23 protein-coding genes and 1 pseudogene are annotated in these 20,443 nt (G+C 35.6%); 11 read left to right on the top strand and 13 right to left on the bottom strand.

Translation table 11 applies throughout. The features are described from left to right. Positions 1–211: 211 nt before the first annotated feature. Together guaA and cbiD are read right to left on the bottom strand one after the other, a co-directional pair. Positions 212–1,798 carry a glutamine-hydrolyzing GMP synthase gene (gene guaA, locus EV07_RS00120; RefSeq protein ID WP_036916338.1) on the bottom strand — a complete coding sequence of 529 codons (1,587 nt, stop codon included), beginning with the start codon at positions 1,796–1,798 and terminating at the stop codon, positions 212–214. Positions 1,799–1,850: 52 nt separating this feature from the next. Next, positions 1,851–2,999 (bottom strand): cobalt-precorrin-5B (C(1))-methyltransferase CbiD, encoded by a 1,149-nt coding sequence (gene cbiD / locus EV07_RS00115; protein WP_036916336.1) that lies wholly within the window; start codon positions 2,997–2,999, stop codon positions 1,851–1,853. Between the two features lie 75 nt (positions 3,000–3,074). Between cbiD and EV07_RS00110 the strand changes: the two genes are divergently transcribed. Beyond that, positions 3,075–4,226, top strand: a complete 1,152-nt coding sequence (locus EV07_RS00110; protein ID WP_036916333.1) for a pyridoxal-phosphate-dependent aminotransferase family protein — start codon at positions 3,075–3,077, stop codon at positions 4,224–4,226. A 49-nt stretch (positions 4,227–4,275) separates the two neighbouring features. Here EV07_RS00110 and EV07_RS00105 read toward each other — a convergent pair whose 3' ends face one another. Continuing rightward, on the bottom strand, positions 4,276–4,572 hold the full coding sequence (locus EV07_RS00105) for a LysR family transcriptional regulator (RefSeq protein ID WP_036916331.1): 297 nt from the start codon (positions 4,570–4,572) through the stop codon (positions 4,276–4,278). Between the two features lie 422 nt (positions 4,573–4,994). Here EV07_RS00105 and EV07_RS00100 point away from each other — a divergent pair, with 422 nt between their 5' ends. Together EV07_RS00100 and EV07_RS00095 are read left to right on the top strand one after the other, a co-directional pair. Next, positions 4,995–5,387, top strand: a complete 393-nt coding sequence (locus EV07_RS00100; protein ID WP_036916329.1) for a DUF6554 family protein — start codon at positions 4,995–4,997, stop codon at positions 5,385–5,387. Positions 5,388–5,510: 123 nt separating this feature from the next. Then, positions 5,511–5,921 carry an HNH endonuclease gene (locus EV07_RS00095; RefSeq protein WP_036916327.1) on the top strand — a complete coding sequence of 137 codons (411 nt, stop codon included), beginning with the start codon at positions 5,511–5,513 and terminating at the stop codon, positions 5,919–5,921. Between the two features lie 2 nt (positions 5,922–5,923). Here the strand turns inward: EV07_RS00095 and EV07_RS00090 are convergent, their stop codons facing one another. Continuing rightward, entirely contained in the window at positions 5,924–6,196 is a 273-nt protein-coding gene (locus EV07_RS00090) for a hypothetical protein (protein WP_193742686.1), read from the bottom strand. A gap of 13 nt (positions 6,197–6,209) precedes the next feature. On the opposite strand from EV07_RS00090, the gene EV07_RS00085 reads away from it, so the two are divergent. Together EV07_RS00085 and pdxA are read left to right on the top strand one after the other, a co-directional pair. Then, the gene (locus tag EV07_RS00085; RefSeq protein ID WP_413293948.1) at positions 6,210–7,085 is read left to right on the top strand and encodes an SDR family oxidoreductase; all 876 of its coding nucleotides are present in this window, start codon (positions 6,210–6,212) and stop codon (positions 7,083–7,085) included. Between the two features lie 146 nt (positions 7,086–7,231). Then, positions 7,232–8,263, top strand: coding sequence for a 4-hydroxythreonine-4-phosphate dehydrogenase PdxA (pdxA, locus tag EV07_RS00080; RefSeq protein WP_036916321.1), 1,032 nt, complete (start codon positions 7,232–7,234; stop codon positions 8,261–8,263). 13 nt (positions 8,264–8,276) lie between these two features. Here the strand turns inward: pdxA and accB are convergent, their stop codons facing one another. Together accB and efp are read right to left on the bottom strand one after the other, a co-directional pair. Beyond that, positions 8,277–8,795, bottom strand: coding sequence for an acetyl-CoA carboxylase biotin carboxyl carrier protein (accB, locus tag EV07_RS00075; RefSeq protein ID WP_036916319.1), 519 nt, complete (start codon positions 8,793–8,795; stop codon positions 8,277–8,279). A 5-nt stretch (positions 8,796–8,800) separates the two neighbouring features. Continuing rightward, complete coding sequence (efp, locus tag EV07_RS00070) at positions 8,801–9,361, bottom strand: elongation factor P (protein WP_036916630.1); 561 nt, start codon at positions 9,359–9,361, stop codon at positions 8,801–8,803. Positions 9,362–9,424: 63 nt separating this feature from the next. Between efp and EV07_RS00065 the strand changes: the two genes are divergently transcribed. Both EV07_RS00065 and thiL read left to right on the top strand, forming a co-directional pair. Beyond that, positions 9,425–10,501 carry a peptidylprolyl isomerase gene (locus EV07_RS00065; RefSeq protein WP_036916317.1) on the top strand — a complete coding sequence of 359 codons (1,077 nt, stop codon included), beginning with the start codon at positions 9,425–9,427 and terminating at the stop codon, positions 10,499–10,501. After that, positions 10,494–11,498 (top strand): thiamine-phosphate kinase, encoded by a 1,005-nt coding sequence (gene thiL / locus EV07_RS00060; protein ID WP_036916315.1) that lies wholly within the window; start codon positions 10,494–10,496, stop codon positions 11,496–11,498. The genes EV07_RS00065 and thiL overlap by 8 nt, the downstream gene beginning before the upstream one ends. Before the next feature lie 22 nt (positions 11,499–11,520). On the opposite strand, the gene gap is transcribed toward thiL, so the two are convergent. Next, on the bottom strand, positions 11,521–12,543 hold the full coding sequence (gap, locus tag EV07_RS00055; RefSeq protein WP_036916314.1) for a type I glyceraldehyde-3-phosphate dehydrogenase: 1,023 nt from the start codon (positions 12,541–12,543) through the stop codon (positions 11,521–11,523). Positions 12,544–12,730: 187 nt separating this feature from the next. On the opposite strand from gap, the gene murC reads away from it, so the two are divergent. From murC to EV07_RS00040, 3 genes are read left to right on the top strand one after another with little or no spacing between them, the layout of a single operon-like run. Further along, positions 12,731–14,170, top strand: a complete 1,440-nt coding sequence (gene murC / locus EV07_RS00050; RefSeq protein WP_036916312.1) for a UDP-N-acetylmuramate--L-alanine ligase — start codon at positions 12,731–12,733, stop codon at positions 14,168–14,170. A 9-nt stretch (positions 14,171–14,179) separates the two neighbouring features. Next, positions 14,180–15,064 (top strand): UDP-N-acetylmuramate dehydrogenase, encoded by an 885-nt coding sequence (murB, locus tag EV07_RS00045; protein ID WP_036916310.1) that lies wholly within the window; start codon positions 14,180–14,182, stop codon positions 15,062–15,064. A 33-nt stretch (positions 15,065–15,097) separates the two neighbouring features. Further along, positions 15,098–15,445 carry a YbaB/EbfC family nucleoid-associated protein gene (locus EV07_RS00040; RefSeq protein ID WP_036916308.1) on the top strand — a complete coding sequence of 116 codons (348 nt, stop codon included), beginning with the start codon at positions 15,098–15,100 and terminating at the stop codon, positions 15,443–15,445. Here the strand turns inward: EV07_RS00040 and rsgA are convergent. From rsgA to msrB, 5 genes are all read right to left on the bottom strand, one after another. Continuing rightward, positions 15,432–16,352 (bottom strand): ribosome small subunit-dependent GTPase A, encoded by a 921-nt coding sequence (rsgA, locus tag EV07_RS00035; protein ID WP_036916306.1) that lies wholly within the window; start codon positions 16,350–16,352, stop codon positions 15,432–15,434. The genes EV07_RS00040 and rsgA overlap by 14 nt on opposite strands. Further along, positions 16,339–16,569, bottom strand: a complete 231-nt coding sequence (locus tag EV07_RS00030; protein WP_036916304.1) for a sulfurtransferase TusA family protein — start codon at positions 16,567–16,569, stop codon at positions 16,339–16,341. The genes rsgA and EV07_RS00030 overlap by 14 nt, the downstream gene beginning before the upstream one ends. After that, positions 16,569–17,696 (bottom strand): molecular chaperone DnaJ, encoded by a 1,128-nt coding sequence (gene dnaJ, locus EV07_RS00025; protein ID WP_036916302.1) that lies wholly within the window; start codon positions 17,694–17,696, stop codon positions 16,569–16,571. Before dnaJ ends, EV07_RS00030 begins: the two co-directional genes overlap by 1 nt. A gap of 44 nt (positions 17,697–17,740) precedes the next feature. Beyond that, positions 17,741–18,526: a nucleotide exchange factor GrpE gene (gene grpE / locus EV07_RS00020; protein WP_052043817.1), complete on the bottom strand. Its 786-nt coding sequence runs from the start codon at positions 18,524–18,526 to the stop codon at positions 17,741–17,743. A gap of 86 nt (positions 18,527–18,612) precedes the next feature. Next, the gene (gene msrB, locus EV07_RS00015) at positions 18,613–19,119 is read right to left on the bottom strand and encodes a peptide-methionine (R)-S-oxide reductase MsrB (protein ID WP_036916300.1); all 507 of its coding nucleotides are present in this window, start codon (positions 19,117–19,119) and stop codon (positions 18,613–18,615) included. 54 nt (positions 19,120–19,173) lie between these two features. On the opposite strand from msrB, the gene dusA reads away from it, so the two are divergent. After that, the gene (gene dusA, locus EV07_RS00010) at positions 19,174–20,172 is read left to right on the top strand and encodes a tRNA dihydrouridine(20/20a) synthase DusA (RefSeq protein WP_036916298.1); all 999 of its coding nucleotides are present in this window, start codon (positions 19,174–19,176) and stop codon (positions 20,170–20,172) included. Positions 20,173–20,182: 10 nt separating this feature from the next. Here dusA and EV07_RS00005 read toward each other — a convergent pair. Beyond that, positions 20,183–20,443 (bottom strand): annotated as a pseudogene (locus tag EV07_RS00005) (RNA recognition motif domain-containing protein); the annotation flags it as partial.

The following is a 20,443-nucleotide window of genomic DNA, read 5'->3' as shown; positions in this document are numbered from 1 at the left end:
CAGTGTCTAGTCAAAACTACATAGAAAAAATATGATTTACGCCCATTCAATATTCTTTTAATAATCATCATAGTGCTTGCAAAAGCTAATCTATTTACAAGCTATGAAAATCGTTAATCACAAAACTTGCAATTATTGTTGACTAATTTTACTTTTTCTATGGCGTGAGTATACCTATTTTTAGTGTATAACTACATTTCAGTAGTCATTGTTATTCCCACTCAATCGTACCAGGAGGCTTGCTAGTAATATCTAAAACCACGCGATTAACTCCTGCAACCTCATTTACAATTCGATTGGAAATTTTTTCTAATAAATCATGTGGCAAACGAGACCAATCCGCCGTCATACCATCTTCACTCGATACACATCTCAAAACAATGGGCCAAGCATATGTTCGCTGATCACCCATTACACCAACTGATCGCACTGGCAATAAAACAGCAAATGCTTGCCAAATATCATGGTATAACCCAGCTTGAGCTATTTCTTCCCTAACAATTAAATCTGCATCACGAAGACAATTTAATTTTTCATTTGTTACATCACCAAGAATTCGAATAGCCAAGCCAGGTCCTGGGAAAGGATGGCGACGAACAATCTCTTCTGGTAAACCCAAAGTTCTCCCAACTTTCCTTACCTCATCTTTAAACAAGGACCTTAATGGTTCGACCAATTTAAACTGCAAATCTTTAGGTAAACCACCAACATTGTGATGGCTTTTAATCTTCACTGCAATTCTTTCGCCTGTTTTAGGGTCTATATTTGTTCCAGAACTTTCTATAACATCAGGGTAAAGCGTGCCTTGTGCAAGGTAATCAAATGGTCCCAAACGCAAACTCTCTTCTTCAAAAACACGTATAAATTCTGTCCCTATGATCTTCCTCTTGGTTTCAGGATCACTGACTCCTTTCAACTTGGTAAGAAAACGCTCTCTAGCATTAATATATTGAACATTTATATGAAACTTTTTGTCAAAGAATTCCATTAAAAACTCTGGCTCACCTTTACGCATAAAACCTTGGTCAATAAACATACATGTCAATTGATTCCCAATAGCCTTTTTCAAAAGAAATGCCAAAGTTGATGAATCTACTCCACCTGACAAAGCCAATAAAACCCTTTTATTACCAACTTTCTTTTGGACATGACTAATTGCTTCATCAATAAAAGTTTTAGTAGTCCAATCAGGCTGACAAGAACAAATATTATATACAAAATTCCTGATCATTATCATCCCATCTGTGGAATGAACCACTTCAGGATGAAATTGCACGCCATAAAAGCCCCTTCTATGTAAGGCAATAGCAGCATCTGGAGTATTTGCAGTGTGTGCTAAACGCACAAAGTCATCAGGAAGTTGTTGAACAGAATCCCCATGACTCATCCACATAGTCGAACCATTCTCGACATTAGTTAACAATGCAGTTGGATCATCAACCTCTAAAGGTGCTTTCCCATATTCAGCTTTACCAATAGCAACACCTACAAGACCACCTAATTGCTTAACCATAACTTGCATTCCATAGCAAACACCTAAAACAGGGATCTCTAAATCCCAAATCCCCAAATCAGGAAGAGGAGCATTTGCTTCATAAACTGAACTAGGTCCACCACTGAGAATTATTCCCTTTGGAGCTAATTCACGTAATTTCTCAGCTGGAGTGTTGTAACTTAAAACTGTCGAAAAGACTTCCGTCTCTCTAATCCTTCTTGCAATTAACTCAGAATATTGAGAGCCAAAATCAAGAATGACAATTGATGGTTTGCGTTGGTTTTCTACTGTTGACTCGCTCATATCTGCAAAAAACCAAAATTTCTTAAAAATTTAAGATAAGGTAACCATGCTACTAGTCTTCTAATTGAAAACCAAGAGATTTCATCTTTTTTATACCATTAAGTCCAGCCCACCTAATTTTTCTTTCTCTATCAAACAATACTGCTCCTATTTCCATTGAACTAGATAAATATCTACTAACATAATCCATGCTTTTTTTCTCCACTTCTAAAGAAATACGATCCCACAACTTTTTGGCACTTAAACTATCTTGATTTTCAAGAGTAATTAACGCTGACTCTACTGTCAGTGCTTCCTGAAAAGATTTTATTAAAGAAAGCGATAGTTCTTCTTTAACGGCCAAAGATATAAGAGTTTCTAAACGATTATCTGCCAAATGATGGTGGGTATGAAATACTCCACCAGCTAATTTTATTAATTTCCCATGATAGCCAAATAAAAGCAAGTCATTAACTTCTTCTTGAGCAGCCGCGACAAGTAAAGGTCCTAACCAATTGCCTGTTTTAATAATTTGATGATTAAATAACCCAGCTTCCAAAGCTAAGTTCATACCATTTTCACCAATTACAAAAGTTAAAAAGCCAGAAAAATCTTTATGGGAACAACGTTCTCGCAAGAGCTCAATACTATTTTGTAATTGATTAGGCGATGCACTTACTTGTACTTCAGCTTGAGTGCCAATTAAAGCAAGGCCATCGATTACTCCAAAAGCATGGTTACTTGTTTTTTCCGCTAAATCTTTCCCTTTAGGGAAAACTATTTCTATATTTAAAAAATATCCTTTTTTTCTAAAAGGGCGAAGATTAAAACATAATAATTCTCTAGCAAATTCAGAAATGGAGATCTCATTTGTTGAGCATAATTTCCCCACACCTGGTCCTGGTAGAATTTGGATCCATGAATCAGGAGTGCAAACGGCATCAGAGACAGCTGGAAACTTTCCCTTTAGGACGTATTCAATACAAACCCAAATTTCCAAACCATTTGTTATATCAAGACATTCTCCAGAATTGCAATGAGTAATACCTATTGCTTTCTGACCATTATCAATAGAGGAAGCTGCTCTAACTGGAACAGTTATTGATTCATCATTATTAGAAAAATCAATTCTCTGATTCGGATTAAAAGATTGTCCAATTAAAACCTGTGCTGCCGCTTTCGCAGAAGCTACAACCCAAATTGGAAGAGTAAATCCTCTCAAATCAACAAAAGAATAAAAGACTAAGCAAATTTCCTGGATAGTTTTTTAAGATAGCTATTACAAAGTAACTAGTCCATGAAAGAAAAACTTACTTTAATGATACCTGGGCCAACCCCAGTCCCTGAAAGAGTATTAAAGGCTATGGGGAAACATCCTATTGGCCATAGAAGTCCTGAATTCCAAGAGATTGTCAAAACAACTACTGATCTTCTGAAATGGCTTCATCAAACAAAAGACGATGTTCTCACAATCACAGGTAGTGGGACAGCCGCAATGGAGGCAGGTATCATCAATACGCTTAGTAAAGGTGACAAAGTTATTTGTGGAGAAAATGGAAAATTTGGTGAAAGATGGGTGAAAATAGCAAAAGCATATGGACTGAATGTAAAAACAATAAAGGCAAATTGGGGAGAACCTTTAAATCCTCAAGATTTTAAATCTGCTCTAGAAAATGATAATGAAATACGTGCAGTAATAGTTACCCATTCTGAAACATCAACAGGTGTAATTAACAATTTAGAAGAAATAAGTTCCTACGTAAGGTCACATAAAAATGCAATCTTAATAGCAGATTGCGTGACATCCTTAGGAGCATGTAATGTGCCAATGGATGATTGGGGAATAGACGTTATAGCATCAGGATCACAAAAAGGCTATATGATGCCTCCTGGGCTCAGTTTTGTTGCTATGAGTCAAAAAGCATGGATAGCAAACCAAAGATCCAACCTGCCAAAATTTTATCTAAATCTTGAGTCTTATAAAAAAACAGCCGATAAAAATAGCAACCCATTTACACCAAGTGTGAACTTATATTTTGCACTTGAAGAGTCTCTCAAAATGATGAAAGAAGAAGGACTAAATAGAATCTTTAACCGGCATAAAAAACATATGCAAGCCACTCAAGAAGCAATGAAATCTATTGGCTTAAATCTTTTTGCCAAAAAAGATTTTGGAAGTCCTTCAATTACATCTGTATTGCCTGGTGATATAGATGCTGAAGAAATAAGAAGAGTTTTAAAAACAAATTTTGATATCTTAGTTGCTGGTGGTCAAGACCATCTAAAAGGAAAAATATTTCGTATAGGTCATCTTGGATTTATTAATGATCGAGATATCATTACAGCCATAGGAGCAATAGAGCTATCTCTTGATAAGTTAAATTCTCTGAAAAAGCCTCTTGGAACAGGTATCGCGAAAGCAGCTGAAATACTGAACAAGTCTGATTAATATATAAAATATTGGTTATTTAGCCATGAAAATCCACGGAAAAGAGAGTTTAATTAATTAAATTGTCTATCACATTATTTTCTTCTATTTGATCAAGCGAACATTCATCTGATTCTGAATCATTAGAAGTGTGATTAAGAATACCCTTACACTCTTGTAAGAGTTGGTCTACTCCATCAAGCATATCCATTTCTTCATCAGATTGATCTTGATTAGGTTCAATTGCCTGCAACTCTAAAGCCTCCAAGCGCTGCTCAAGCTTGATTAATCTTTGTGAGATTGCAGTAACTGTCTGGGCAAGGTCCTCAGCAGTGCGAGTAATTCTAAATGAACAAGAAGATGACATTTAATAAACTTTAAGCTTGCCCTGATAAGAACACATAAATCGATATTTCTCAAGTGTTATTCAATCAGATAAAAGTTATTGATGTTGCTAAGGTAAAAATATGGAGCTTTTTTCCCAATCTTAAATATTCTTAGCAACTTATTAAGTGTGATCATAGTAGGAACCCTATTGGAATCTAAGAAAGAATAGAGATATTCCTTCTAACCCTCTTCCTAAGGTCGTAAGATTAATTGATATAAGCTGGGGTTTCAAGACAAGAAAAAATCAAAGTCAATGCATCTTCAAATTAGAATGAAAGTGTTGAAAAATATTCCATTTATAGCTCAAGCATTAAAGGTATTGGGAATATTAGAAATCAGCGAGAAAAGCTAGACATTCCAAAACAGATCGATATCTTTAAGAAACAGCACATAAATCAAAAGATGTCCCTAAGAAGAAAAGTGTTACTGCTGCCAATTTCAATAGTCGCACTAACAACATCAACTCTTATTGGTTCAATAACAAATGCAGGATCACAAGGTGTTGATATTTACTGTGTAATGAGAAATGGAGGAAATGATCATGCATCCAGTTGGCAAGCAGCATATCAATCAATTAAGAATGAAAGAGGCGGGCTATTTAAAATATCTCCAAGACAAGCTGCAACAATAATTGTTCAGCAAGTTGTGGGAAGTCAAGATAAATATAGTGATTGTACAAAATATCTTGGCGAACTATATCCTAAAGCAGAAGAAGAACTTACATCAACAACATCAAATGGGAAAGGACAGCCAACAAAACAAGATCAATACATGGATGATAGATATGACTATTAAGAGAATTTAGGCGAAAGTCAAATCTTTATACACATAAAAAATCAAACTGAGATTAAAAGTCTATGTATTAAATATTGACTAAGCTAAATTATCAGTCAATATAATATTAATTCAAATCATAGAATGCACAGTAAGGATGCAGTCTTCCTCGAAGATTTATGTCCAAAATTCAGAGATAGGTGCTGGCGGAAATCACTTCATAAATTCACTAGTAATAGCTGCATATACTGTGGAAATAAGTCCGAATCAATTGACCATTTAATCCCCCTTAGTCAAGGTGGATCGAGCATTACTCAAAACTGTGTTCCAGCATGTCTTTCTTGTAATGGGAGTAAATCAGATGTAGAAGTATTTACTTGGTATAGAAGACAAAGATTTTATGATCCAAGAAGGTCCATGGCTATAAAAGCCTGGATCGATGGTGATATGAGATTGGCGATGAGATTGCTACAATGGGCACAACCAGAAGAAAATAAACAACGTAAGGAAGCAAAATTCAACGAGGAAATTGACGTAGACTTAAAAGCTGCCTGACCTTACCAAATTTGACAAGCATTAGTTGTATTGTATTTCTCACAAATAGAGGCAAATTCATGTGGTCTTTCAGGTACAAATAAAATTGCCATTGCTAAAAAGCAAATGGCTATTCCTAAAATAAATTGGAACCTATTTTGTTCTTCGATACCAAAGGTACTTTGATCAATCTCATCACACGGAGCATTAGGGAATTGCAAGGCTTGGGAAGAATAGCTTTTCATCGAAAAATCATTCGCTAATACATTTGTACTCATGCTAGAAGAAATTGTCAAGCGATCGGCTCAGATGCCTTCACAGTCAAAGGTATTAATCTTTGGAGGAGGCTTTACTGGGCAACATATAGCAAAAGTACTGAGAAGTCTTGGCGCAGAAGTGCTATGCAGCCGAAGAGCTTTGGCAAAAGAAGGGGCGGATTTTGTATTTGACAGCACAAAACAAACATTATTATCAGAAAAAATTTTTCACAACGTTACTCATATCATTAGCTGTATACCTCCTTCAAAAAACGGGGAGGATCCTGTCTTGTCTAGTTGCAGCAAAATAATCAAGATGATTCCCCTTAAATGGGTTGGTTATCTCTCAACTACAGGTGTATATGGAGACTATAAAGGTGACTGGGTAACAGAAAACAGTCTTACCAAGCCGCAACAGAAACGTAGTATTAGACGTCTATCGTGTGAAAAAGAGTGGGAGGCATTACAAATACCTTTGCAGATACTAAGACTTCCAGGAATTTATGGTCCTGGAAGGTCTGCATTAGAAGTGATTCAAGCCAAAAAAAATTATATGGTTCATAAACCAAACCAAGTTTTCTCTAGAATTCATGTTGATGATATTGCAGGTGCAATAATTCATTTAATTCATTTATTTTCAAAGGGTGTTAATCCAAAAGTTATTAATTTAGCTGACAATTTACCTGCAGGAAATATTGAGGTCATGTCTTATGCATCAAAACTATTAAATCTACCTTTGCCTCCTATAGAGAGCTTTGAAAATGCTTCAAAAAAAATGAGCCCAATGGCATTATCATTTTGGCAAGAAAATCGAAGAGTAAGCAATAAAGTATTATGCAAATTATTAGGCTATGAGTTACTTCATTCAGACTATAAAATAGGCTTAGAAGATTGTTTGAAATCCATTCCACTAAATAACTATGATTAATCATCAAGACCTTATTCTAAAGTGATATTACACAACTAACAATCATTCATTTCATACTAGATTGAACTTAATTAAATCGAATATTATGAAGCAACTGACAAAACCCATAAAGCATCTATTAAGAAAAATTTAGTGTTAATAAGCTAATGATCAAAACAAAGCAAAAAAAATCTTTTGATGCAAAAAAGCGAATAGTTATAGCTTTAGGAGATCCAGTTGGAATAGGCATAGAGGTAACTCTGAAAGCACTTGGATCGACAGAGTTACCTAAAGAAATGCAACCGGTACTAGTTGGTTGTACAAAAACTATCAAAATTATTTATTCAAAGCTTAAAGCTCAAGGAATTTCAAACCTTGTTTCTTTAGAAAAATTAGACATAGAGGATATTCCATTTGATCAAGTACTAAAAGAAGGAAAACCTAGTAAGCAATCAGGGAAAATTAGCTTTGAATGGTTAACAAAAGCTACTGAAATTGTTCTTGAAAAAAAAGCACGAGCTCTTGTTACAGCACCAATAGCCAAACATTCTTGGCAGGCTGCAGGTTTTAATTATCCAGGCCAAACAGAACGACTAGCAGAGTTAGCAAAAATAAAAAATCCCTCAATGATGTTTACTGCAAAATCACCTCATACTTCTTGGCAATTAAACACCCTTCTAGCAACCACACATATACCCTTAATTGATGTTCCTAAAAGCCTTTCACCAGAATTAATAACTTCAAAATTGGATACTCTATTGCAATTTTGTAAAAAATTTAAGCAAAGTCCAAGGTTAGCGATAGCTGGCTTAAACCCTCATGCAGGAGAAGAAGGGAAATTAGGGTGCGAAGAAATTAAATGGTTAATACCTGTAATTAAACAATGGAGGGCTAAGAATCCTGAGATCACTCTTATAGGACCTGTATCACCAGACACTTGCTGGATATCAAATGCAGAATCTTGGAACTTACAGATCAACGAAAGAGCTCCTGATGGAATACTTGCTCTATATCACGATCAAGGGTTAATACCAATAAAAATTATTGCTTTTGACTTTGCAGTTAATACAACCTTAGGACTGCCCTTTGTAAGAACATCTCCCGATCATGGAACTGGATTCGATATCGCAGGGAAAGGAGTTGCAAAATCTCAAAGTATGTTGTCTGCAATTAAAGCTGCTTGGGAACTTTCAACTTAATTAAAGACATAAATCAATTGGGCTTAACTTTTATCAAAGGCTGCCCGAATTCAACAGGAGTACCATTTTCAACAAGGATTTCAACAACCTCACCAGTCACCTCAGATTCCAATTCATTCATCAATTTCATTGCTTCTAAAATACATACAGTTTGTCCCACTGAAACTCGTGATCCAACCTCAACAAAAACAGGCTCACCAGGGGCAGGAGCAGTGTAAAAGGTTCCTACCATAGGAGCTGTAATCTCTACAAATTCTCCTTTGGAAGACGAGACAGCTGGGGGCGGATTACTAGTAGTTAGTGGCTCGCTGGCTGTAACTCCTATTGAAGGATCACAAATGATCTGTGAAGGCACTAAAGACACCTCATTAGATGCAATAGAGGATGTTCCAGAAACTGACCCAGAAGAGGTAACAGGTAAATTCCGCTTAATTTCCAAGCGAAAACCCTTCCCTTCCAAACAGAATTCTTGAATGTCACTATCAGCCAAAGTGGCTAAAAGATGATCTAATTGTTGATGATCAAGATTCATTGTGATTAGTTCTCCCGACCTAGATAACTATCATTACGTGTATCTACTTTGATCTTCTCACCTACTGAAATAAATAAAGGAACCATTATTTGAGCACCTGTTTCAAGTATTGCAGGCTTGGTACCTCCTGTAGCAGTATCGCCCTTAACTCCAGGGTCTGTTTCCTTCACCTCCAAAACAACTGAATTTGGCAATTCAACCTCAAGCGGTTTTTCCTTCCACAAGATTACATTCACTTCCATACCTTCTTTAAGATATTTTTTACTTTCACCAATTTGCTGAGCTGTAAGTCTCGTTTCTTCATAGGTACTCATATCCATAAAGACAAAATCTCCTGATTCCATATAAGTATGTTGAAGTTTAGCCTTTTCAAGTAAAGCTTGAGGAACCATCTCACCAGCTCGAAAAGTTTTTTCTACAACACTTCCGCTTTGTACAGCTTTTAATTTTGTACGAACAAATGCTGAACCTTTACCAGGCTTAACATGTAAGAATTCCACTACTCTCCAAACAGCACCATCTAATTCAATAGTGGTACCAGTCCGGAAGTCATTACTTGAAATCATTTCCGCAGACCATACCACGCGATCATAAGACTGTGCGAAAGTTGTGCATGAGTTGAAAACCACATGACAAAAAAAATCCTCCTCCTAATTCTTGTAACACTATTTATTCCAGTAGGGTTGATTTGCGTAAAACCAGTAAACGCTGCACTTCCTACAGGGAATCGTGTAAAAGACCCCTATGCAATATTAAGAAATTCTCTGCCAATTGATCAAAAAGATTTACGAGAAATTCAACACACTCTTGAAGATACTAGTGATTTAATTAGAGGTAATCGATGGCCAGCAGTAAATAAAGCAGCTTCAAGAAGCCAATTCTTAGTAAATACTCGTAAGGAACAAATACTCAAATCAATACCAAATGGAGAAAAAGCTCAAGCTGAAAAAATTTTATCGGAATTAACAAAAGAGCTAACAAATTTAAATGAGGAGGCCAGCCAAAAAGATAAAATTAACTTTATAAAGACTCGTCGCATATCTCTTCAAAAAATTGGAAAGATAGAAGCTTTGCTTTTACCAGAAAAATTTCCATATACAATTCCTCCTGAATTCAATAGCCTCCCTCGCCTTTTAGGGAGAGCAAATGTCAATATTAAAACTACGAAAGGTGATATGTACGCTGTAATTGATGGATATAATGCTCCACTGACTAGTGGTGCATTTATAGATTTAGCTAAAAAAGGTTTTTACAATGGCTTGCCTATGAATAGAGCAGAAGAGTTTTTCGTTCTTCAAACTGGTGATCCTAAAGGCCCTGAAATTGGCTATATAGACCCTGAAACCAAAGAAGAACGTCATGTTCCTCTTGAGATTAGAGTCTCAGGCAAACAAGACCCTATTTACAATCAAACCTTTGAAGAACTTGGCTTATATACAGAAACTCCTGTACTACCCTTTGCAACCCTAGGAACTCTAGGATGGGCTCATTCTGAAGAAGCATTAGATGATGGGTCATCGCAATTTTTCTTTTTTCTCTATGAAGCAGAATTAAACCCTGCTGGAAGAAATTTAATTGATGGAAGGAATGCAGCTTTTGGCTATGTAGTAGAAGGGGAAGAAATTCTGAATGAATTAGGAGTTGATGATGAAATTCTTTCGATAGATATTGTTGGAGGTTCTGAAAACCTTCTTCCACATGCTTGAAAACAAAAGTGAAAGTGAAACTCTTAATCAAATCGGTGAAGAAAAAATTCTCAACCGACTCAAAAAATATATGGATATTGGTCAAATTGAAGACGACACAGCATTAATTCAAAATTGCAGAAAAGATTTAATTATTAATACTGACATCCTTGTAGAAAATATTCACTTCAATAACACTACTAGCTTCCCAAATGCCATTGGATGGAAAGCTGTCGCAGTAAATATATCTGATCTTGCTGCAAGCGGGTTCCACGAGTTTCTTGGGATCACAGTTGGATTAGTATGCCCTCCATCAACCCCATGGAGTTGGGTAGATGGAGTTTATGAAGGAATCAAAAATGCATTAGATACATTTGGCGGAAAATTACTAGGCGGTGACTGTTCAAATGGCAAACAAAAAATGTTGTCAATTACTGCGATAGGAACAAAAGGTATTTTGGATCTTCATAGGTCTAATGCAAGGCCAGGTGATTTGCTGGTCGCGAGTGGACCTCATGGCCTAAGTCGTTTAGGACTAGCTTTACTAATATCTGATCCAATTATAAAAGATGCGAACTTATCTCTTGGACTTCAAAAGAAAGCTATTAAGACCCATCAAAGACCTGAACCTCCTGTTGATGCACTGAAGAAACTTCTTGAATGCAAGCCTAAAAATCTCAAATGGAAAGCAGCCGCTATAGACAGCAGTGATGGGCTATTAGAAGCTGTTGAATCTCTATGTAAAAGTAGTGAATGCGGAGCAATCCTTGAAAAGAATAAGCTACCTACTAATAAAGGATGGCCGTCTGGATCTCACTGGGATCAATTGTGCTTAATAGGAGGAGAAGATTATGAACTCATTGTAAGTTTGCCTCCTAGGTGGGCGCAAGCCTGGATAAAAGCAATGCCATCAAGCTCAGTCATAGGAAGAATGGTAAAAGGAAACCCTAAAGCTATTTGGTCAAACGGACAGGAAATTAAAAAAGAGTATGGAATAAATTGTTTTAAGCACTTTTAAAGTTAATGAAATAACCGAATATTTATTTCCAATTCTTTGCAACAACTTCAGCCAAGTCAACAACTCTTTGACTGTAGCCCCATTCATTATCATACCAAGCTACAACTTTACCTAAATTATCTCCTATTGCCATAGTTAAAGCAGTATCTACGATTGTCGAATCATTAGTACCTGCATAATCACTTGAAACAAGAGGAGTATCGCCATATTTAATAATTCCTTTCATAGAACTTTCAGAGGCAGTTTTTAATGCTGCATTTATTGATTCTGCAGTAATTGAACGCGCAGATTCAAATACCAAATCAACAGCAGAAACATTAGGGGTTGGAACTCGCATGGCAATTCCAGTTAACTTGCCCTTCATTTCTGGATAAACTAAAGCCACAGCTTTCGCTGCACCAGTAGAAGTAGGAACAATATTCATTGCAGCAGCACGAGCTCTTCTAAGATCTCTATGGCTGTTATCGAGAATCCTTTGGTCGCCGGTATAACTATGGATTGTGGTCATCAATCCTTTATTAATACCAAAAGATTGATCCAATACTTTCACAATAGGTGCAAGACAATTAGTAGTACAACTTGCATTACTCAAAACATTAAAATCATCATGCCGATATTGATCAGCATTTACTCCAACAACGAAAGTACCCACACCTTCTCCTTTTCCAGGAGCTGTAAGAATCACCTTTTTTGCTCCAACTTGTAAATGCTTGCTAGCACCCTCAAATGTATTAAAAACACCAGTAGATTCAATAACCAAATCAATCCCCCACTCTTTCCAAGGAAGATTCATTGGGTTTCTATCAGAGAAACATTTTATGGTCTTACCATTGATAATGAAAGTGTCATCCGTGTAATCAATTTCAGCATCTTTAATTTGTCCAAGTATGGAGTCATACTTCAACAAATGGGCATTTGTTTTGGGATCAGAGGTGACGTTGACTCCTACAAGATCAAGTCCTGTATTTTCACCTCGACTTAACCAACACCTCATGAAGTTGCGACCAATTCGGCCGAATCCATTAATCGCAACACGCAAAGTCATTTGAAAAAACCGCTAAACCAGAAGGGCCTGTGATCATACAGAAAAGTTGCGCAATTAATAAATTTTTTTAGCTTCTTCATGAAAAAAAAGTCAAAACGTCAATAAAACCGTTAAAAAAATTGCCAAAATTAAAAAACGAGCCTTATGAGACAGAGCGAGTTATCGTTCATTGGTCTAACAAATCCATTTGACTGAACGAAGAAACCAGCAAAAGCACTTCCACTTCATTGGAGTAGGAGGAATTGGAATGTCCGGTTTAGCTTTAGTTTTATCTAAAAGAGGGTATTCTGTTTCTGGATCAGATAGAATTTATAATCCATCAATAAGAAACTTAGAAAGAATTGGAGTCACTCTTTTTAAAAAACAAGAATCAAGCAATATAGAAAAACTTATAAAAGAAAATAAAATTTATAATGATGAATTAATAATAGTTATTAGCACTGCAATACCAAAAGAAAATGCGGAGCTCATCTGTTCTTATAAAAATAAATTAAAGATCTTACATCGTTCTGATGTTCTTGCTTTTTTAATTAAGAAACAAAAATCAATCCTAATAGCTGGAAGCCATGGAAAAACAACAACAAGTACTATAATTGCTACATTAATGGCAAAGAATAGTCAAGATCCAACTGCAATTATAGGAGGTATTATTCCTTATTATGAAAGCAATGCATATTCAGGTAAAGGTGAGTTTATAATCGCAGAAATAGATGAGTCTGATGGTAGTATATCAAAATATAGTGGAAATATTTCGATATTAACTAACCTTGAACTAGACCATACAGATCACTATAAAGATCTTGAAGATTTAAAAAAATCTATTCATATTTTTATAGAACAATCTAATCATATTATAGCAAATTTTGATTGCCCTAATCTTCGTCAATGCATTCAATCTAAAGCAATATGGTGGTCAACAAAAAATTTTAAGGATGTTGATTATTCTGCAATTCCTATAGAAATGAATGGAGAAAGAACAATTGCAAAATATTATGAAAAAGGAAATTTAATTGATAAAATACTAATCAATCTTCCTGGTGAACATAATTTAAATAATATATTAGGTGCCATCTCAGCTTGTAGGCAAACAGGTATTCCTTTTAACAAGCTTAAAAAAAGTCTTTGCAGTCTTGAAAGACCACAACGTCGTTTTGAATTTAAAGGAAATTGGAAAGGAAGGATAATTGTTGATGATTATGCTCATCATCCAAGTGAAATTAGAGAAACAATCCGAATGGCTAGATTAATAATTAATAGCAAAAAGTCAAATTTACCAAATAAACCTGAAAGACTGGTAGTTATTTTTCAGCCTCATAGATATAGCAGGCTCAGAGACTTAATGCTTGACTTTGCTAATTATTTAGGTGCAGCTGATTTTCTCATTATTGCTCCAATATATAGTGCAGGAGAAAAAGCAATTAAAAATGTAAATATTGATATCCTGAAATCGTTTATATTAAAAAAATATCCAAAACTTTCTATTTCACTATCTGGTAGTCTAACAAAAATCATAGATATTTTACAAGAAAAAACTTATGAGAATGATCTCATATTAATTATGGGGGCTGGTGATATCACACAATTGTCAGATAATCTTATCAACAATGAGCTAAAAATCAACATTTAAAAAAATATAATGTTGTATAAAAAAATTAAAAATTGTATTTCTCTTTCTAAATTTACTACATGGAAGATTGGTGGTCCAGCACAATGGATCGCCGAACCAAGTACTATAAGTGAGGTCATAGAATTAATCGAATGGGCTGAGAATAAAAAGATTAATTATCAAACAATTGGAGCTGGTTCAAATCTTCTAATAAATGATAATGGCTTGCTAGGGCTAACAATATGCACAAAAAAAGTACAAGGATGCACAATTGATAAAACTACAGGTGTTATTGAAGCTTTAGGAGGGGAACCAATGCCTAATGTAGCTAGAAAAGCTGCAAGGGAAGGACTTCATGGACTCGAATGGGCAGTAGGTATACCAGGAACAATAGGAGGAGCATCTGTTATGAATGCTGGAGCTCAAGGGAATTGCACAGCAGATAGACTCATTTCAGTCAAAGTATTTTCTACAAAAACAAAAGCTTTGTATGAGATAAAAAATCATGAACTTAATTATTCTTACAGAAGTAGTCTTTTACAAGAAGAAAAACTGATTGTGTTATCTGCTCGCTTTTCTCTTGAACCTGGACATAACCCTAAATCAATAACTGATTTAACAACTAATAACCTTAATCATCGCTTAAAAACTCAACCATATCATCTTCCTAGCTGTGGAAGTGTTTTTAGAAATCCTACAGGGTACAAAGCAGGTCAAATAATTGAAAATCTAGGCTTAAAAGGCCTACGAGTAGGGGGAGCAGAAATTTCCTCTATACATGCAAATTTTATAGTCAACAAGAACAAAGCTTCAGCTAAAGACATCTTGCTTCTAATATCAACGATTCAAGAAAAAGTAAAAGAGAAACATGGCTTTTTGCTTCATACAGAAGTAAAGAAGCTTGGTTTCAACTAAATCATCTAATGTAATGCATAGATGATTAAGAACATGGCAGCATTCGGACTTCCAAATTTTGGGCAAATAACCGAGGCCTTTAAGAAAGCCCAGCAAATCCAACAAGATGCACAAAAGTTACAAGAAGAGTTGGAGGAAATGGAATTAGAAGGCACTAATGAGGATAGGACTGTTACTGTTTTCGTATCAGGAAATCAAAAGCCTATGAAAGTAATGATCGAAGACTCTCTCTTGAAAGAAAATAAAGAAATTATCGAAAGTGCAATACTTGAAGCAATGCAAGTAGCACATGAAACATCAACAACAAATATGAAAAATAAAATGCAAGAGTTAACAGGTGGTTTAAATCTGAACTTACCAGGAATTACTAACGAAGATTAACCATTTCTTGAAGAATTTTAGTATATATAGGATATCTCTCCCAATTCTTAGAAACAATGCAACCTGGCTCATGTAAATGTAAACAATCTCTAAACTTACAATTACGTTTATCTAATTGATCTCTCAATTCTGGAAAGAGTTTAGAAAGTTTATAGGGTTCTAAACTTAAGAAAGGTTGATTAAAGCCAGGTGTATCTGCCAGAAAAATAGTATCATAAATTCTAAAAAGTTCTACATGTCTTGTTGTATGCCTACCACGTTTTAATTTTTTTGATAGATTACTAATAGGTAATGAAACTTCTGGAATTAAATAATTGAGTAAACTAGTTTTACCTACACCTGATGGTCCACATAATACTCCTAATTTTATAAATTTTAGTTTTTCTTTTAAATTATTAATACCTTCTCCAGTAAGAATAGAGACTGAAATAGAATTGTATCCCCATTTTTGTAATCTATCAGAATATCTATTCAACAAATCTTTTGGGATGAGATCACTTTTTGTTAGAATTATCGTAATGTTTTTAGATATATCTTCCGCTGAAACTAAGAAACGAGTTAATTGATTTGAGTCAAAAGAAGGTTCATTACAAGAAAAGACTACAAATAAATCACTGAAATTAGCAACAGGTGGTCTTGATATAAATATTTTTCTAGGCTTAACATTAGTAATAACTCCTCTTAATTCTGTCCAATCAATTGAATCAACTAAAACATTATCTCCAACGCTGACTGAGAAGCCATAATATGATAAACGATTTCTTTTAGTACAAAGCAATCTTATTGTATTACTGCTCTTAAATTTTTGTGAAATATCAGTTAATTCATCAAAATTAATTTCAACTATTAAATAATTTGCCTTTAAAGCAACTACAATTCCTTGAAAAGATTGATTATCTAATTTCATTGCGAGTAATAATTAATCTAATCCAATTATTCTTAACAAGTATTTGTTCTATTTTATGACCTTCTTTGGTTAAACCTGACACAACCATATCCTCAGGTTCACCTCTATCAAGATCCACTTTTAATTTCTGATTATGATCTAAGCCTTCAAGTTCTAAGCGGCAACGAATAAAATTAACGGGACATGGTGTACCTCTAAGATCAATATATCTAAGCATCAATTATCATTATTTCTAAAAAGACTACTAAATAAACCACTTTTATGGTGATGATTTTGAGGTCCACGTGCAGAATAATGTCTGGCTAACTTTTCCAACAGTGATTTCTCATCATCTGTCAATCTTGATGGGATCCTAATATTGACTGAAACACAATGATTCCCTCTGGCAACAGGGTTACCTAGTTTGGGTATTCCTTTATTTTCTAAGGTTAAAACAGCACTTGGTTGAGTACCTGAAGGAATCTGAAGGCTAGTAGGACCATCAACAGTTTCTATCTCAATTGTGTCTCCAAGAATTGCTTGTAAATAACTAACATTAACTTCTGAGAGAATATTTAAACCCTCTCTTTTTAAACGCGAGTGACTTTTGACTTTCAGAAAGACATATAAATCTCCAGAAGGGGCACCTCGTAAACCAGCATTGCCTTCTCCAGAGACCCTTAACCTAGTGCCAGTGTCTACACCTGCAGGAATATTAATTCTAAGCTTTTTTCGTACTTGCTTTACTCCCTGCCCGCCACAAGTAGAACATGGATTTGAAATAACCTGACCAGATCCACCGCAACTAGGACAATCAGAAACCTGAGTAAAGCTTCCAAAAGGTGTTCTGGTAGCTCTCCTAACCTGCCCAGCTCCGCCACAAGTGGAACAATTTGTAGGTCCAGTTCCTGGCTTTGAACCATTCCCGTTACAAGTATCACAAGTTTCCAAATGAGGGATTTTTATTTCTCTCTCTTGGCCAAATACAGCTTGATTAAAATCAATAGTTAAGTCATATCGTAAATCATCTCCTTGAACAGGACCTCTTCTTTGCTTCCTGGCGCCAGATGCTCCTGCTCCCCCAAAAAAAGTTTCAAAAATATCTGCAAAGCCTCCCATATCTCCCATATCAGGCATGCCAGCACTTCCACCTAGTCCAGCTTCACCAAATTGATCATATCTAGCTCTCTTATCTGGATCACCTAAAACTTCATATGCACGACCAATTTCTTTAAAGCGATCTTCCGCTCCAGCTTCTTTATTAATGTCAGGATGATATTGCCTAGCCAACCGTCGATAAGCTCGCTTTAAACTATCAGCGTCAGCATCTCGACTTACTCCTAAAGTGTCATAAAAGTCTGCCATTAGTTGTTAAATCTCTATTGAAGGTGGAACTTTAAAAAAAAATTTCATGAGACTGATCCTTCTTGTAAGTCGTCAGAATCATTATCATTAACAGTCTGTTTAACTTCATCTATTTGCTTTTCTTCATCATTACTTTTAGGACCAGGCCCCATAGAAACTTTCACTTGAGCATGACGCAAAACTCTTCCATTCAAATGATATCCGCGAACTAATTCTTCAATAATTATATCCTCAAGAACTTCATCACTTGGCTCTTTAAGAAGGGCCTCATGAAGAGTTGGATCAAAAGCTTGGCCTACAACTCTCATAGGGGCAACACCCAGCTTCTTTAAAACATCAACAAGTTGCTTATAAAGATTTTGATAATTCCTATGAAGGTTTAAGGCTTCTTCTCCTTCTGGGATGATTTGTTGTCTAGCCCGCTCAAAATTATCTACAACTGGCAAAATTTCACTCAAAGTAGTACAAGTAAGCTGCACTTTTAAATCATCTTGATCTCGAGTTTGACGTTTTCTGAAATTGTCAAAATCTGCGGCTATCCTCATATATTGACTTTTCAAAGTCTCATGTTCACTTTCTAACTGCTGAAGACGAGCTTCATTATCAAGAGGTTGCTTAATTGATTCCGTATCTAGTTCAGAGTCTGAAGTAGCGTCAGAATTGGGGGTAGAGTCGGGATTAATTTTATTCTCGATCATATCAATTTGATCCTCTTGTAATGAATCAACTGATGATTTTTCATTAAAAGAGGAATCAATTCGCTCAGATTGATCACTATTAGAATCTATTTCTAGACCTTCTTGACTTGATGTTGAAAGTTCTTCAGCCATATGAAACCTTTTTTAAACTCTAGTCCTTAATCTTGAAGCAAAGAGTGAAGATCTAACAAGCTACGGAAGCCCGCACCAAGGTAAATTCAATCCAATGGGCGGAAAAGAAGTGCAACACCATTATTGCAATATCTTTTTCCCGATGGCCTAGGTCCATCATTAAATACATGACCTTGATGACCACCACATTTACTACAATGATATTCGGTACGAGGGACAATTAATTTAAAATCCTTTTTGGTATTTATTGCATTTGGCAACGGTTCCCAAAAACTTGGCCATCCAGTTCCACTATCAAATTTCTTAGAAGAATCAAACAAAGGCTGCTCGCATCCAGCACAAACAAAAATTCCTTTTCTTTTCTCATTATTCAATAAACTAGAAAAAGGTCTTTCAGTACCTTCTTTTCTCAAAACATTAAAGGCCTCTGGAGAAAGTCGTTTTTTCCAATCTTCTTTTGTTAAAACAAAAGAATATTGATCAGAATCAGATGCAGCTAAGACTTTTTTAGGGCGAAAAAAACTCCCTAAAAAAAATGACCAAAATCCCATTAAAAAAGACCTACGACTAAACAACAAAAATTTGCTATTCATAAGATAAATAAATCAAAGCTTTCTAAGTGAAAACTAAATGTATAAAAACAAAAAATGATCAACGAAGTAAAGCCATTACTAACAGAAGCCTATCAATTCAGTGTAGCTCCAATGCTCGACTGTACTGATAGACATTTTAGAGTGCTAATGCGGCAAATAAGCAAAAGAGCTCTTTTATACACAGAAATGATTGTCGCAAAAGCTCTTGAATATAATTGTTCAAAATTGCTTGATTTTGACGAAATAGAACGACCAATTGCACTTCAGGTAGGAGGAGATGATCCAAAAATACTCTCTGAAGCTGCTCATCTAGCAGAGATTTGGGGATATGATGAAATCAATTTAAACCTTGGATGCCCTAGTCAAAAAGTAAAATCTGGGAATTTCGGTGCATGTTTAATGGCTAATCCAGATCAAGTGGCAAAATGTATTGAAGCGATGAAACAAACAACCAATATTCCAGTAACAATTAAGCATAGAACAGGAATAGATGATCTTGATAGTGAAATATTTCTGCTTGAATTTATAGACAAAATAGCTTCAGCAGGGGCAGAAAGATTTTCAATTCATGCAAGAAAAGCATGGCTAAGTGGTTTAAACCCTAAGCAAAATCGCACAATCCCCCCTCTTCAATATGAAATGGTTGCGAGAATCAAAAAATATCGGCCAAAATTAAAAATCGAATTAAATGGCGGGTTGAAAAATCAATCTCAATGTATAGAAGCCCTCAAAACATTTGATGGAGTAATGATAGGAAGAGCAATATATTCAAATCCACTTCTATGGAAAAATATTGATCATTTTTTCTTTGGAGAAAAAGAAAAAAGAATATCTGCTTCTTCAACAATTAAAGGGTTAATTCCATACGCTGAAAAACATTTAAAACAAAATGGTCGCTTATGGGATATTTGCAAACACACATTAAACCTAGTTCAAGGAGTTAAAGGTGCACGGAAATGGAGAAATGAGCTCAGCATGAATGCTCAGCAACAAAAAGCAGATTTGAATATTCTAGTAAAAGCAGCCCGACAATTAGAAGATATCGGGCTGTAAACGTTAAGAGTTATCCCTCCGCACCACCATAATCGACATTTTCGTCATTACTAACATCTGAATCAGAGGAAGTTCCTCTTCTTCGCTTGCTGCGAGTGTCATCTCTCTCTGAAGACTCAGAAGAAGAACCATAACTCCTATCTTCCCAACCTTGAGCGCCAGAAGCACGCTGATCAACTTGTTGCTGTGCACCGCCACCGCCGTAACCGCCTTGACCGCCACCGCCGTAACCGCCTTGACCGCCACCGCCGTAACCGCCTTGACCGCCACC

The sequence above is a fragment of the Prochlorococcus sp. MIT 0603 genome (assembly GCF_000760215.1).
In the GTDB taxonomy this organism is placed as follows: Bacteria; Cyanobacteriota; Cyanobacteriia; order PCC-6307; family Cyanobiaceae; genus Prochlorococcus_E.
The sequence above is the reverse complement of the archived record's forward strand: the minus strand, read 5'-3'. Positions and strand labels throughout refer to the sequence as shown.